Source organism: Pseudoalteromonas sp. P80D2 (assembly GCF_036680945.1).
Taxonomy (GTDB): domain Bacteria; phylum Pseudomonadota; class Gammaproteobacteria; order Enterobacterales; family Alteromonadaceae; genus Pseudoalteromonas; species Pseudoalteromonas shioyasakiensis.
In genome coordinates this window covers 243146-258545 of sequence record NZ_JAZDAR010000037.1, presented here as the reverse complement: position 1 = coordinate 258545, position 15400 = coordinate 243146, and the positions used below count along the sequence as shown (strand labels likewise).

Here is a 15400-nt window from a genome sequence, read left to right as displayed (position 1 = left end):
GTTTAAACTAATTCGCTTAAGATTGACTCTAGTTTTTCTTGGTCAATTGCGAACTGACGAATACCTTGGCTTAGTTTTTCAGTAGCCATGGCATCTTCATTCATTTCCCAGCGGAAAGCTTGCTCAGTCATTGCAGCTGGCGCTTCTGCTTTTTCTGTTGCTGGTAATAGTTTTTGAGTTAATGGTGCGTCAGTTGCAGCTAGTTCAGCAAGTAACTTAGGGCTGATAGTTAAACGGTCACAACCTGCTAATTCTTGGATTTCACCGATGTTACGGAAGCTTGCGCCCATTACAATCGTTTCGTAGCCGTGCTTTTTGAAGTAGTTGTAGATATGCGTTACTGACTTAACGCCCGGATCGTTAGCACCGTCGAAATCAGCGCTTGCATCTTGTGCTTTGTACCAGTCAAGAATACGACCAACGAATGGTGAAATTAGGTAAGCACCTACTTCGGCACAAGCGCGTGCTTGAGCAAATGCAAATACCAGCGTTAGGTTACAACGGATACCTTGCGCTTCAAGTACCTTGGCTGCTTGAATACCTTCCCATGTTGAAGCAATTTTGATTAACACGCGTGATGTGTCGATACCTTGCTCTTTATATAAAGCAACAAGCTCAAGTGCTTTATCAACAGTTGCTTGAGTATCAAATGATAAACGCGCATCCACTTCTGTTGAAACTAAACCTGGCACTTGCTCCATTAATTTAGAGCCAATTAATACCGCTAGCTTGTCGGCTGCTTTTGTTACAACTTCAGCTGCGTCACTGCTTTGTGCTTTTGCCCATGATACGGCTTCGGCAGCAAGTGGGCGATATTTCTCAATTTGAATCGCGTTTAAGATTAGTGATGGGTTTGTTGTTGCATCTTGCGGTTTATATTCGTTGATTGCTTCAAAATCACCCGTGTCAGCAACAACGGTTGTTACTGCTTTAAGTTGTTCTAATTGACTAGACATAGTTATCCCATTCTTATCATACAAAAGTTAATGTAGTGGCTTTAACCTATTATTTGTGCTGAAAAAACAATCTAATCTACCAGAGAAACTGCGCAATAAATCGCCCGCCAGCAGCAAATAATCCTGTTAATAATATTTTTATAATACCTTTACAATCTGGTATTGTTGATATTATCATACAAATAAAGATAATGACTAACAATGTTAGTAAGCAATTAGTGAAAGGTAATTATGTCTCGTTATACGTTGGGATTAGACTACGGGTCGGACTCGGTAAGAGCATTACTCGTTGATGTTGCGACTGGTGAAGAACTTGCCAGCCATTTAGTAAACTACCCGCGCTGGGCACAAGGTTTATATTGTGACCCTAGTAAAGATCAGTTTCGTCAGCATCCACAAGACTATATTGATAGCCTTGTAGAAGTAGTTAATGGTCTTTGGTCACAAGTTCCAGCAGGTACTGCAGACAAAGTAGTGGGTATGAGCTTTGATACGACAGGCTCAACACCTGTAGCAATTAATAGCCAAGGTACACCACTGGCATTAACTGAAGAATTTGCAGAAAACCCAAATGCAATGTTCATTTTGTGGAAAGACCATACGTCTATTAAAGAAGCAAGTGAAATCACTGAAGCTGCAACTAACAATGATGTGAACTACCTTTCACACATGGGCGGTATCTACTCTTCTGAGTGGTACTGGGCCAAAGCATTACATATTTTCCGCGTTGATAGCAGTGTTAAAGCAGCCACTTATTCATGGGTTGAGCACTGCGATTGGATGACCGCGCTAATGTGCGGCACAACACACCCTGAAGCATTAAAGCTAGGTCGTTGTGCAACGGGCCACAAACAAATGTGGAACGAGCAGTGGGGCGGTTTCCCACCAAACAGTTTCTTCAGCAATATCGATCCACTATTAGATGGTGTTGTTGATACGTTAAATGCAACGACAGAGCCAAGCGACCAAGTTGCTGGCAACTTAACTGCAGAGTGGGCCGAGAAGCTAGGTTTACCACAAGGTATCGTAATTGGTTACGGTGCATTTGACTGTCACATGGGCGCAGTAGCAGCCAATGTTCGTCCTGGCGTTCTAACTAAAGTAATGGGTACTTCAACGTGTGACATCACAGTAACGTCTAAAGAACAACTAGGTGATACTTGCGTTAAAGGTATTTGTGGTCAAGTTGATGGCTCAGTAATCCCTGGGTTAATTGGCTTAGAAGCCGGTCAATCTGCATTCGGTGACTTATACGCATGGTTCAAAAACCTAGTACTTTGGCCAACTAGCCAACTTACAAATCTATCTGACGCTGAACAAGCGTTAGTTAACAAGTTAGAAGATTCAATCTTAGTTGATCTATCAAAAGCAGCGGCAGCACTGCCTGTAACAAGCAACGATGTAACTGCGCTTGATTGGGTAAATGGTCGTCGTACGCCAGATGCTGACCAAAGCGTTGCCATGGCATTAACAGGCTTAAAAATGGGCACTGATGCACCTAAGTTCTTCAAAGCACTTGTTGAAGCAACTGCCTTTGGCGCACGTGCTATCACTGAGCGTTTCCGTAGCGAAGGCGTACCAATCGAGTCAGTGGTTGTTATCGGCGGTATTTCTAAAAAATCAGACTACGTAATGCAAACTTGTGCTGATGTTTGGAACTGCCCAATCGACGTTTTAGAAAGTGAGCAAAGCTGTGCATTGGGTGCGGCAATTATGGCTGCGGTTGCTGCGGGTGAGCACGCAACAGTGGCAGATGCTCAAAAAGTTATGGCGTCGTCTGTATGTCATCAGTATTTACCAAACCCTGAGCGCGTTGCTGTGTATGACGAGCTTTATGCCAACTACCAAGCACTTGCAAGCTATGTAAACGGAGACAAAGCATGAGTTTTACTGAACTAAAACGTGAAGTCTATGAAGCGAACATGGAGCTGCAACGTCGTGGCTTAGTAATTTATACCTTTGGTAACGTATCGCAAATTGACCGCGACAAAGGCGTAATTGCGATTAAACCAAGTGGTGTATCTTACGACCAAATGAAAGCCGACGACATGGTGATCGTCGACCTTGAAAACAACATTGTTGAAGGGTCTATGCGTCCGTCTTCTGACACTAAAACACATGTTCATTTATATCGCCACTTTGATTCAATTGGCGGTGTAACACACACGCATTCGACCTATGCAACTGCATGGGCGCAAGCAAAACAAAGCATTCCTTGCCTTGGCACAACTCACGCTGACTATGTACACGGTGACATCACCTGTACTCGTGAGTTAACCGATGAGCAAGTGAATGGCGATTATGAATTAGAAACCGGTATTCAAATTACTGATGCGTATCAAGACCGCGATCCGAAAGCTGCACCTATGGTGATTGTTGCGGGTCATGCGCCTTTCACGTGGGGTAAAGATGCCGCTCAGTCTGTATACCATGCCGCGCTACTCGAAGAGATTGCACGCATGGCGTATTTAACACGCACTTTAGATCCACACGCAGCTGAACTTAAAAAAGCAGTGATGGATAAACATTATCTACGTAAGCACGGTAAAAACGCGTATTACGGTCAGAGCAAATAGCAAGAATTTAGAGGATTATTAACATGACGACGATGACGAAAGAAGTCTGGTTTGTTACCGGCTCACAACATCTTTATGGTCCTAAGGTGTTAGAAACGGTTGCCAAAGACAGCGAAGCAATTGTAGCGGGCTTAAACAGCGAAGCTAATCTACCAGTAAACTTGGTATGTAAGCCTACCGTTAAGTCACCTGAAGAAATTCACGCTGTTTGCCAAGCGGCAAATACGGATCCTAACTGTGTTGGCTTAGTATTATGGATGCACACTTTCTCACCTGCGAAAATGTGGATTGCTGGCCTAAGCGAATTACGTAAGCCTTGGTTACACCTTCATACTCAGTTTAATGCAGCCCTTCCTTGGTCTGACATCAACATGAACTACATGAATACGCACCAAAGTGCACACGGTGACCGTGAGTTCGGTTTCATCGGTACTGTAATGCGTAAAGAGCGTAAAGTTGTTGCAGGTCACTGGCAACGTGCTGACGTACAACAGCAGTTAGATGACTGGTGTCGTGCGGCAAAAGGTTGGGCAGAAAGCCAAACACTTAAAGTTGCGCGTTTTGGCGACAACATGCGTCAAGTTGCAGTTACCGAAGGTAACAAAGTTTCAGCGCAAATTACTTTTGGTTATGAAGTACACGCCTTTGGTGTCGCTGAGCTTGTAAAAGTGGTTGATACTATCACTGAAGAAGAAGTTGATGCACAGTTAGAGCTTTATAAGCAAGACTACGTAATTGCTGACGAAACTCTACAAGACGATTACGCAGTGAAAATGCTACGCAACGAAGCACGTTTAGAGCTTGGTATGGAGCGTTTCTTAGAGAAAGGCGGCTTTAAAGCATTCACTAACTGTTTTGAAGACTTATCAGGTCTTTCTGGTCTTCCAGGTCTTGCTACACAGCGCCTAATGTCGAAAGGCTATGGTTACGGTGGTGAGGGTGACTGGAAAACAGCTGCTATGGTTCGCATCATGAAAGTAATGGGTGAAGGCCGTGAGGGCGGTTGTTCATTCATGGAAGATTACACTTACAACATGGGTGAGACTGACCAAGTACTTGGCGCGCACATGTTGGAAGTGTGTCCTTCAATTGCAGCACAAAAACCACGTCTTGAAGTTCACCAGCACACTATCGGTGTTAAATGTGATGTAGGTCGTTTATTGTTTACTGCAAAACCGGGTGCTGCAATCAACGTATCACCAATTGATATGGGGAACCGTTTCCGTATTCTAATCAACGAAGTAGATACAGTGGCTCCGCCAGCTGATTTACCTCACTTACCGGTTGCTTCAGCGCTTTGGGAACCAAAACCAAATCTATCTGTAGCATCAGCTGCATGGATCCACGCCGGTGGTGCACACCACACTGCATACAGCCAAGCAGTAACAACCGATATGATTATCGATTTTGCTGAAATGGCTGGCGTTGAAACTATGATCATCGATAACGATACGACGATCCGTGGTTTCAAAACAGAGCTTCGTCATAACGCAGCTTACTACATGCTAAAACGTGGCCTGTAAGAATTAGTACTTTATGTACTAGAACGTGCTGTGTGTGAGCACGTTCACCCCAAATTTTGTTGTCGATTAAGCCAGTGATGAGCCTCGCTCTTCGCTGGCTTATGCTATTGTGAAGCGAAACATTTTAGGAGTAGATATGATCGATTTAAGCGCCTACCAAGGCATTATTTTTGATATGGATGGCACCTTAATTGACTCAATGGGCAGTCACTTACAGGCATGGCAAAAAGCTTGCGAAGCCTATGGCTACCCATTCGATTACGACTACATGTACAGCTTAGGTGGCATTCCGACCGTTAAAACAATTGAAATGCTTAACGAAAAATTTGGTTTAGAACACGACCCTCTAGTTGTGGCAAAAGATAAACACCAGTTTTGGGTTGATTTACAGCACCAACCGCTAGTAATTGACGAAACCGTCGCAGTACTTGAAAAGTACCATGGTGTATTGCCTATGGGCGTTGGCACAGGCGCTGACCGCGAGCATGCAATTGATCATCTAACTGATACCAATTTAATAAATAAAATTGGTGCGTTAGTGACTGCCAGTGATGTAAGTAAAGGCAAGCCAAACCCAGAAACATTCTTAAAAGTAGCAGAGCAATTAGGTGTTGAGCCAAGCCAATGTGTGGTATTTGAAGACACGCAAATTGGTTATCAAGCTGCCAAAAGTGCGGGAATGGATTGCATCATGGTGAAAGACGGAAAAATCCAACTTTAGCGATTAAAGTTGCAATGACACCCTTATTTGTATTATAAAACTATAAATACAATTACAAAAAGGTTATTCGTATGTCATTGCAATGTGTTTTCCAAGGTTTAAAAACAACTCATCAAACAGCCAGTTCGAACACGAAAAAGTCGCGCGGGCTTTATGCATTGTTGGTGACATGTGGGATTGCCCTTACACCAGCTTGTGCTCATCAAGGAGACAATATGACTACTTCCCCTTCAGCATCAATGACGGCCTATGGCGTACTTGCTGATCAAACGCCAGTTAATCAAGTAACGCTGACTAACAGCAATGGTATTAGCGTTGATGTAATCAACTACGGCGGCATAATCACGCGTATTGAAACACCTGATGCAAAAGGCGAAATGGGTAATATTGTACTGGGTTTAGATAACCTAGAAGCATACACAAAAGCGACAACTTACTACGGTGCAATCATCGGTCGTTTTGGTAACCGTATCGCAAACGGTAAATTCACGTTAAATGGCACTGAATACCAATTAGCAACTAACGATGGTGACAACCACTTACATGGTGGTGTGCAAGGTTTCGATAAGAAAGTATGGAACATGACACCGTTCACGACGCAAAACAGTGCCGGTGTTACCTTAAGCTTAGTGAGCCCTGATGGCGACCAAGGCTACCCGGGTGAAGTGACGACTGAAGTAACTTACACGCTAACGAACAACAACACGTTAGATATGCAGTTTATTGCTACAACAAGCAAGCCTACCATCATCAATATGACGCAACACAGCTACTTTAACCTAGCGGGTAAAGGCGACATTCTTGATCACCAAATGCAAATTAACTCAAAAGCAATTACCCCTGTGGATGGCGGCTTGATCCCAACGGGTGAGTTGATGGATGTTGCAGGCACACCGTTTGACTTCCGCACAGCGAAAGCAATTGGTCAAGACATCAAAGCTAGCAACGAACAACTGAAACTTGGTAAAGGTTATGACCATAACTTTGTGCTTAAAGACACGCCAAGCAATGAACTTATGGAAGCGGCGACGGTTTACGAAGCAAATTCTGGCCGTACGTTGACAGTTTACACAGAAGAGCCTGCTGTACAGTTTTATTCAGGTAACTTCTTAGACGGTAGTACTCAGCAAGCGTCTGGCTTAGTGCATAATTTCAGAAGTGGTTTTTGTTTAGAGCCACAGCATTTCCCTGATGCACCAAATCAGCCAACGTTCCCAAGCACAACATTATTACCGGGTGACGTGTATTCAACACGCATCGTGTACGAATTTGGTACAAAATAAAGGAACACAATCGTGAAAACAACAAAGCTTAAAAGCGCAATGCAAAAGGCTGGCTTAGCCAGCGTATTTGCCTTGTCGTTTGGTGCACTGACTGGTTGTCAGACTACAGCTGAAGACAACACAGCTAAGAAAGCTGACGTGGCAGCCACAGAAAAAGCGCCAATCCAAGATAATGGTATTTTTACCAACCCACTTTTTCCTAATGGCGCCGATCCATGGCTTAAGTACTGGGATGGTAACTATTACCTAACCACAACAACATGGACATCTGAGTTAGTGATGCGTAAATCACCAACACTAGCTGGCCTTGCTGATGCAACACCAGTCAATGTTTGGTCTGATTCAAATCCTGAGCGCTGTTGTAACTTCTGGGCGTTTGAGTTCCACCGCCTAAAAGGACCAAACGGCTACCGTTGGTACATGATGTATACAGCTGGTACTGATGGCACTTTAGATAACCAACACTTAAACGTACTAGAAAGTGCTGGTGACGATCCTATGGGTCCATACGAATACAAGGGCGCATTAATGCCTAACGTATGGAACATCGACGGTAACTACCTAACATACAAAGACAAGCTATATGTGATCTACTCACAATGGCAAGGCGATCAGCAATTAAACATTATTGCAGAAATGGAAGATCCGTGGACACTGAAAGAGAACTCACCGCATACGGTGATCACGCGTCCTGAGCTAGATTGGGAAATCAGTGGTCGTAAAGTAACTGAAGGTGCTGAAATTTTACAGCACAATGGTCGTACGTTTATGACGTACTCAGCAAGCTTCTGTAATACCCCAGATTACAAACTAGGTATGCTTGAACTTGTTGGTGACGATCCGCTTAAAGCGAGCAGCTGGAAAAAATACGACAAGCCAGTATTTGAGCGTACAGAAGAAGTGTTTGGCCCAGGTCACAACGGCTTTTTCACATCGCCAGACGGCACAGAAGATTGGTTAGTTTATCACGGTAATGATTCGGTAGAGCACGGTTGTAGTGCGACTCGTTCATTACGTGCGCAAAAATTCACTTGGAACGACGATGGCACACCAAGCTTTGGTAAACCATTAACACCAGGCGTTGAAGTAGCTCCACCATCAGGTGAATACGGTCCACTGGTAACGCGAGTACAAGGTCAGCGCTATCAATTAGTGAATGCAACAAGTGGCTTATGTTTAGACATCGCAGCTGATCCACAAGATGCACGTGCAGTTCAACGTCAGTGTGCAAGCACCAATGGTCAATGGGTTATTGATGCAACAACAGATGGTTTTGTTCGTTTAGCTAACCGTGAAGACAGCAAGTTCTTAGAGCTCGAAAGCTGTAATGACGCAGATAACGCTAAAGTACAATCTGCAGCATGGCGTAATAACTTCTGTCAGCAATGGAAAGTAGCACCAAGCACAGATGGTAATGTATCTATTACTAACCGTTACACAGGCAAGCCGTTAGCGGTTGCTGGTTGTTCTGCGGCACAAAACCAAGCGGTTTTACAGCAAAGCGACGCAACAGCGTGTGGCGACTGGCAATTACGCCCTATGGGCAGTGTTGTCGTATTAAGCCAACAAAGTGGTAAAGCACTTAGCGTGGCAGATACAGTTAAAGCAGGCACCAATGTTGAGCAACAAGCTTACACGCATAAAGATGCACAGCAATGGTTCTTCACACCAACAGATACAGGCTATGTAAGCCTTAAACAAAGCGCTGATAGCGAGTTCTGTGCTGCGGTAGCTGATAACGCCTTAGTACCAGGTGCCAACGTAGAAATGGCGTCTTGTGCAGCGAAAACAGCACAGTGGCGTATTGCTCCGGTAGAAGGCGGTGGTGTTATGCTGATCAACCGCTACACAAAACAAGCGCTTGGTTTAAGTAACTGTGGTTTAGCTGAAAACACTAACTTCGCACAACAACCTGATTTAGGTAACAAGTGCCAAGTGTTCCATCTGCGTGAACCAAATTAAGTTATAAGTAAAAAATCGACTCAACCAAAGCCACTTCATTTATGAGTGGCTTTTTTTATAGCCTTCAGCCTTCAGCTGTCATTTTTTAGATGAGCGGTGGAGTATGTTGGTGATATGTCAGTCTGCTCGTAGGGTGTTGATTTCATGACGCGCCAAGCAAGCGTGACGCCTACGACATTACTTGCCCTACTCAGTCTTCGGGTAGGTTGGTTTGAGCGAAGCGAAACCCAACATAATCCATCAAAACCTTCTCATGCCTCTGCATTGCATATAAAACCCCACGTGTTGTTGTAGGCGTGAAATTTATTTCGCGCGTTGTGTAGGTGCTGTCATTTTTTAGATGAGCGGTGGAGTATGTTGGTGATATGTCAGTCTGCTCGTAGGGTGTTGATTTCATGACGCGGCAAGCAAGCGTGACACCTACCGCATTACTTACCTGTTCATTCTTCGGGTAGGTTGGTTTGAGCGAAGCGAAACCCAACATAATCCATCAAAACCTTCTCATGCCTCTGCATTGCATATAAAACCCCACGTGTTGTTGTAGGCGTGAAATTTATTTCGAGCGTTGTTTAGGAGCTGTCAGCCTTCAGCTGTCAGTTTTTAGCTGAGAGGTGGGGTATGTTGGTGATGTGTATGTCTGCTCTTTGGGTGTTGATTTCATGACGCGCCAAGCAAGCGTGACGCCTACCACATTACTTGCCCTTCTCATTCTTCGGGTAGGTTGGTTTGAGCGAAGCGAAACCCAACATAATCCATCTAAGCCTCTGCAAATCCCCTAATTAATAAAATAACCTAAAGGTTGCCACTGGCCACTATTTTTACTTAGGCTAATTGTTTCAATGGCTTGCTCTTTATTCATGAACTGGCTTTGAAACTGAATGATCACGTATTCGCCATCAGGTGTTCCGGGCAAAGAGTCGTAATTCATCAGACTTAAATTTTTACGTAATATAACCTTGCCAAGCGGTACCCGAACTTGTTTTAACGCTTTGATCCAGTTGCTTTGAGGCATTTTTTGTTTAAATAATGAGTCTGCTTGCTGCCAACTTTGCTGATACTGACCGTTGTCGATTAACGTAAGCCAGCTTTTAGCGCGATGAATAACTTCGAGCTCTTCAGCATTTGCACAAAAGCAGCTTAAAAAAATGATTAGTAAAAGCGTTTTTCTCATAGCAATTCCATTTACTAGTTGTTTATTGAATTCGTCTTGAAGTGTTTTTATGTTACGGCGACGAACAATAAATACTATTCATCAATTGTGCGGTTTATTTTCCCGCAGATAAGCATTTTGACTGCCGATAAGTTTTACAGCACATAGCTCAAGGCGCTTTGTGCTGCTCTAAATTAATCGATAAGATAACCTAATGAGTGCCAGCCATCGGCGGCTTTGCTAAGGCTGAGCGTTTCAACTACAGCCTCTTTATTCATAAACTCGGTTTGAAACTTGACCACTAAATACTCACCATTTGGCAGGCCGGGTAATGAGTTATATTCTGCTGTGCCAAAATAGGTGCGAGACATAACTCGGCCTAAAGGAACGCGTATTTGATCTAAGGCTGTTTGCCAGCGAGCTTTTGGCGTGGTGTTTTGAAAGACCTGATCAGCTTGCTGCCAGCTCTCGTGGTACTCTCCTGAATCGACCAAGGTTAACCATGCTCTCGCTGTTGAAATAGGGCTTGTTTCTTCAGCTGAGGTGAAAAAGCATACCAATAATGATGCCAGTAAAAACAGTTTTTGTAGCGTAAATCCATTTACAGAAAGTAATAAAATTTGACGCATAAGACGCCCTCACTTCGTTCATAGGGTGAATTCATAATACGAATGAGTTGGTTGATTTCTATACTGAAAAAGTGCTAGGGAAGGCTTTTTAGCGGGATTTAAGTGCTGTCTTTTATTTGAGCGATCTTTGCAACTGAGTTCGTAAAGTGGCGATGTAGATTAAATTGTTAAGTTTATACTGTTGATTTATTGAGCAAATTAATTCGTTTTAACAGCTGCTAAATGTAACGACAATGACCCTAAATAGCACTTATTTTTACTGCTAAGGAAGTTTCGTATTTGCGTGCTCGATATTTCAGAGCCCGCATAGTTACTAGGTTTTTGACCCTTTTTTGGGTTTTTGAGAGAAGTTAGCGAGGGTAAAGTTGCAAGAGTAAAGTGAGTATGAGAGGGAGTTAGCGAGGGTAAAGTTGCAAGAGTAAAGTGAGCATGAAAGGGAGTTAGCGAGGGTAAAGTTGCAAGAGTAAAGTGAGCATGAAAGGGAGTTAGCGAGATGAAAGAGACAAGAGTAAAGCCTGAGACTTAAAGCTTACAGCTCAAAACTTACAGCTTCCATCACACCAATACACTCATTAGCACTCCAGGGTCGCTAATACCAGCTTCTTTTAGCGCATCGCTAATTGATTGGCTAAGAGTCATTACTTGCGTTTGGATTTCCATAACCATCTTGGTCTGTATTTCAACTTGCACTTTTACAGCTTCATCTTCTTGGTTTTTGAGTGCTTGCAGTTTGGCTAATTGCTCTTTGGCAAGTTCGAGTTGTTCTTTGAGCTTTTCGAGTTGCTCAACCATTTTGCGAATATGTGCGGGGAGTTCGCTAGATACTTCTTCTTTTTGGGCGGGCTCTACTTCACGACCAGAGAGTTTGTTCATCTCTTGGCTGCTGAGTTTGTAGCCTACTTTTGAGTTGGTATTACTGACTGCTGTATCTGCGTTTGAGATAGTTAACGCACTTACTAATGAGTTAATAGCCATAATGAGAGCGATGAAAGTGAATGATATGTATGTATCTGCAAGGGGTACTAAAGCTTTAGAAAAAAGCCGGGTTTTCACCCGGCCTTTCCAGACAACAAATAGTTGAGGTGAGGCAGCTCACCTCACTTTGTTACTCTTGTGCAGCAGCTGCATCAAAGAGTGCTTTTATTTCTTCAGCGCTAATCGCACCGTTGAAAATTTTCAGTTCATCGATAGCACCGTTATAAGGTGTATCCCAGTAGTTAACACCGAGTGCAAACTCATTTGTTTCACCAGGAACCGTGAATACACGCGGGAAGCCATCGGTTTCTAGCTGTAATTCGCCGTTAACATACATCTTCAACACATCACCATTCGTACCATCAACAGTGAATGCAACATGTGTCCATTCTTTTGCTGGAATACGGCTATCTAGTTCTGCATTATCGAAGAAGGCACCGTTATTTGCCCATAAACGAGTTAGGCCTGTACCTGCCATAGATGGCACATAACTTAACCAAGAGCCTGCACTTGCACCTGCGAAGAACGCTGTAGTGTAATCAGTGAAGGTTTCAGGTTTTAACCACATAGATACTGAGTAATCATTGGTCGTGATTAAGTTATCCGGTAGACGAACACCTGAACCTTCAAGGAATACTGCTTGACCCATGATACCGTCAACAAAAGTTACGTTACCACCAGTATTGTTGATGAAACCACCCGTTGGTTTACCCGCTGCATACGCACCGTTTAATGCACTTAGGTCACCTTCGAAGCTGTATTCAGCAGGTGCAAGTGATTTTAAGGTTACATCGAATGACTTAGTATCAGTAAAGTCTTTGTACTTAATAGTTGCAGTTAATGTCACTACTTGGTCGCCAGCAGAGGCGCTAGGTTGAGTAACAACAGCTGTGCCATTAACCGGTTTTAAGTACTCTTCGTTGTTTGACGTCCAGCTAATACCAGATACAAATGGACCTACACGCGGTAACTCAAAGCTTTCACGTACTGCCGATACATCACCTAAATCAAGCGCATCAGTAATGAAGCTCTCAAATTTAGTCGGATCTGTCAGGTTATTGATAGCCGCACCATTAATATCTAGGCCGTTTAGCGCGTAGTCATAAACGATGAATTCATCAATTTGACCTTGGAAAGGTAAGTCCCAACCGTAGTTCACACCAAGGGCAAAGTTACCTGTTTGTTCGCTAAAGAAGTCAGGGCGAGGCATCGAACCTGCACGTACACCATCACGATAAAGTGTTGCAGTGCCATTAGCATAAGTGATTGCAATGTGATTCCAATCCATTACCGCTGGAGAGTCAGAAATGATTTGGTTCCACATATCAGTGCCATCATCAGCTAAATAACGGCTCCATAGCATTGGTGTTGACGTAAAGTGTGTACTACCTGGGATCAAGCTCATCCAACGTGCATCAGACGTTGATGCGAAGAATGTAGGCGTAAAGTTAGTTAGTACTGTTGGCTTAAACCAATACGAAATAGTGTACTCATCGCCTGTTACTAACTCATCAGGTAAACGTACACCCGTTGCACCGTCAAAGTTAAATGCTTTACCTGTTTGACCTTCTGCGTATGCAGCTGTACCAGCACCCACATTTAACATGTTGTTATCTGTTACACCCGCATCATCTAGGTTACCTAAACCATCACTGAGTGAATCTTCAAATGCATAGTGTGCAATCGCATTTTTAAACTCTGGGCGCGCTTCTAGATTTACATTAAATGTCTTGGTTGTGCTCTCGCCGTTTAAAGAGATATTAGCCGTTAAAGTAACCGCTTTGTCACCGCGATCTGGCGTTGGAATGAATACTGAGCCTTCACTGGTGATGTAGTATTCATCACTGCTTTCCCAGTTAATTGCAGCACCATCTTTACCTTTGGTTGGTAATGAGTAGCCTTCGTCAGCGATTGATAATTCAGTTTTAATATCTAGCGCTTCTTGAACAGTGCCTAACACGTTAGCCGTGTCTGTGATTTCATCACGTTTACTTGCCCAAATGGTAGCGCCTTCGCTTGATGTAGCTGATACAGTTACAGCCATTGCTTTAGTTGCATCATCCCATTGCCATTTAGCCACGCCAAAGTAAGTACCTGAATCTAACTCAAGTTTAATATTTGAGTCATCAATCATGTACCAGATACCTGGATCATCACCGGTTACTGAGTGATCTTCGTTTAAAGCAATATGCATTGAGCGAATAGCATCTGTATTTACATCATTGCCATGGTTGATAAATTTGTAATAACCATAAAGTTCATCTGCCACAACCATGTTGTCGCCTTCAAGCGGTACATAGCGCTGTGGTGAAGCCATAGGCCAGCCTAATGAGTTTATAAACATTTCATGTACGCGAACTTGGTGCGCTTCTGAAATGGTTGGGAACTCAGTCGATGTTTGCGGGAAACGCGTGTGCGTAACTAAGATATGACGACCTGTTGCTCCATCGTAGTAAGCAGAGTTATGGCCCGGTGATTGGTAGCCCCATGCTGGTGCTGTTTCGCCAAGTTCTTGCGTGTACTCAAAGCCGCCCATTAGTTTTTCGCCGACCTCCAGGCCGCCGATAGCTGCAATGTCATTACCTGCGTTATCTAGATAAGGGCCATCCGGTGTTTTTGAGCGAGCAACACGAATGTTGTAGCCACCATTAAGATCAAAACCAGCAACAGAGAAGAATAGGTAGTAGTATTCACTTTCTGGGCTGTACATTACAAATGCACCTTCCATTGCACGGAAGTCACCGCCTACTAGCTTTTTACCATAGCCTTGACCAGCTTCTGGCATACCTGTTTCTTCATCCATTGCTAGCACGAAAATACCGCCAGAGTATGAACCGTAAACCATCCAAAGTTTGCCATCAGCATCATAGAAGGCTGCAGGGTCAATGGCGTTAGGATCAACGGCACCATTCCATGTTGTTTGGCCATTATCAAGTGGGTAAGCTGCAAACTCAGCTTCTGTGCGATAACCGCTGCGTAAGAAAATACCTTTGTTTGTATAAGGACCTTCAATATTGTCAGCTTCAGCTAAACCAAGATAAGAGCGGTTCCAGCATACTTCATCAACAACATCTGGTGTATCTGGGTTATCTTGTGCACAGTGGTTATAGTAGAACCAAAATTTACCATTTGGCGCTTTGATTACATCGGCAGCCCAGTTTCCTGTAAAACCGTCTGTCCATTCAATACCTTCGGCAATTTCACCTGTGTAGTTGTAATCAAATAATGGGCTTTCATTAACGGCTGCGTTAGCTGAAAGGCTAGAAATCATTTCCCAGTTCAAGAGATCAGTTGATTTAGCGGCAGCAAGGTGTGAACCAAAAATATAATAAGTGTCGTCAACTTTAACGACAGAAGGATCGTGCACGCTTACATTGGTAACCATTACGCTACCTGATTCAGTGTATTCAACACTGCTGCTTACTGTCGGTTTCGCACTTTGCGGGTCGGCAACCGCTGGTGCTGTGTCAAGCTTAGTACCATCTTCTTTGCCACAACCTGTAACAGCCAAAGAGCAGGCTATGACCATGGCTAATTTATTTAATTTCATTTTATGTGTCCTCTTGAAACTGGGATTCATTTTTTTATTCGATTGTTGTCAATAAAATTGCCGCGCGCCTATATC

Annotated in this window: 12 protein-coding genes; 7 read left to right on the top strand and 5 right to left on the bottom strand. The window is 43.6% G+C overall.

Annotated elements, in window-relative coordinates:
* Window positions 1-2: 2 nt before the first annotated feature.
* Window positions 3-956: a transaldolase gene (tal, locus tag VRK28_RS11405; protein WP_062566356.1), complete on the bottom strand. Its 954-nt coding sequence runs from the start codon at window positions 954-956 to the stop codon at window positions 3-5.
* A gap of 231 nt (window positions 957-1187) precedes the next feature.
* Between tal and VRK28_RS11400 the strand changes: the two genes are divergently transcribed.
* The 7 genes from VRK28_RS11400 to VRK28_RS11370 all read left to right on the top strand — a co-directional run bounded on the left by VRK28_RS11400 (window position 1188) and on the right by VRK28_RS11370 (window position 9315).
* Complete coding sequence (locus tag VRK28_RS11400) at window positions 1188-2840, top strand: ribulokinase (RefSeq protein WP_130167335.1); 1653 nt, start codon at window positions 1188-1190, stop codon at window positions 2838-2840.
* On the top strand, window positions 2837-3532 hold the full coding sequence (locus VRK28_RS11395; RefSeq protein WP_063528078.1) for an L-ribulose-5-phosphate 4-epimerase: 696 nt from the start codon (window positions 2837-2839) through the stop codon (window positions 3530-3532). The genes VRK28_RS11400 and VRK28_RS11395 overlap by 4 nt, the downstream gene beginning before the upstream one ends.
* Before the next feature lie 23 nt (window positions 3533-3555).
* Entirely contained in the window at window positions 3556-5055 is a 1500-nt protein-coding gene (gene araA / locus VRK28_RS11390; RefSeq protein ID WP_062566354.1) for an L-arabinose isomerase, read from the top strand.
* 136 nt (window positions 5056-5191) lie between these two features.
* Complete coding sequence (locus VRK28_RS11385) at window positions 5192-5776, top strand: HAD family hydrolase (protein ID WP_130167336.1); 585 nt, start codon at window positions 5192-5194, stop codon at window positions 5774-5776.
* Window positions 5777-5991: 215 nt separating this feature from the next.
* Window positions 5992-7059, top strand: a complete 1068-nt coding sequence (locus tag VRK28_RS11380; protein WP_240701511.1) for an aldose epimerase family protein — start codon at window positions 5992-5994, stop codon at window positions 7057-7059.
* Window positions 7060-7071: 12 nt separating this feature from the next.
* On the top strand, window positions 7072-9021 hold the full coding sequence (locus VRK28_RS11375) for an RICIN domain-containing protein (RefSeq protein ID WP_240701512.1): 1950 nt from the start codon (window positions 7072-7074) through the stop codon (window positions 9019-9021).
* A 144-nt stretch (window positions 9022-9165) separates the two neighbouring features.
* Window positions 9166-9315: a hypothetical protein gene (locus VRK28_RS11370; RefSeq protein ID WP_165385112.1), complete on the top strand. Its 150-nt coding sequence runs from the start codon at window positions 9166-9168 to the stop codon at window positions 9313-9315.
* A gap of 481 nt (window positions 9316-9796) precedes the next feature.
* Here VRK28_RS11370 and VRK28_RS11365 read toward each other — a convergent pair whose 3' ends face one another.
* The 4 genes from VRK28_RS11365 to VRK28_RS11350 form a co-directional block, all read right to left on the bottom strand.
* Window positions 9797-10192, bottom strand: coding sequence for a DUF4019 domain-containing protein (locus tag VRK28_RS11365; RefSeq protein WP_332393952.1), 396 nt, complete (start codon window positions 10190-10192; stop codon window positions 9797-9799).
* Between the two features lie 173 nt (window positions 10193-10365).
* The gene (locus VRK28_RS11360) at window positions 10366-10800 is read right to left on the bottom strand and encodes a DUF4019 domain-containing protein (RefSeq protein ID WP_332393951.1); all 435 of its coding nucleotides are present in this window, start codon (window positions 10798-10800) and stop codon (window positions 10366-10368) included.
* Between the two features lie 555 nt (window positions 10801-11355).
* Window positions 11356-11853 (bottom strand): hypothetical protein, encoded by a 498-nt coding sequence (locus VRK28_RS11355; protein ID WP_332393950.1) that lies wholly within the window; start codon window positions 11851-11853, stop codon window positions 11356-11358.
* Between the two features lie 52 nt (window positions 11854-11905).
* Complete coding sequence (locus VRK28_RS11350) at window positions 11906-15325, bottom strand: LamG-like jellyroll fold domain-containing protein (protein ID WP_332393949.1); 3420 nt, start codon at window positions 15323-15325, stop codon at window positions 11906-11908.
* Window positions 15326-15400 lie beyond the last annotated feature (75 nt).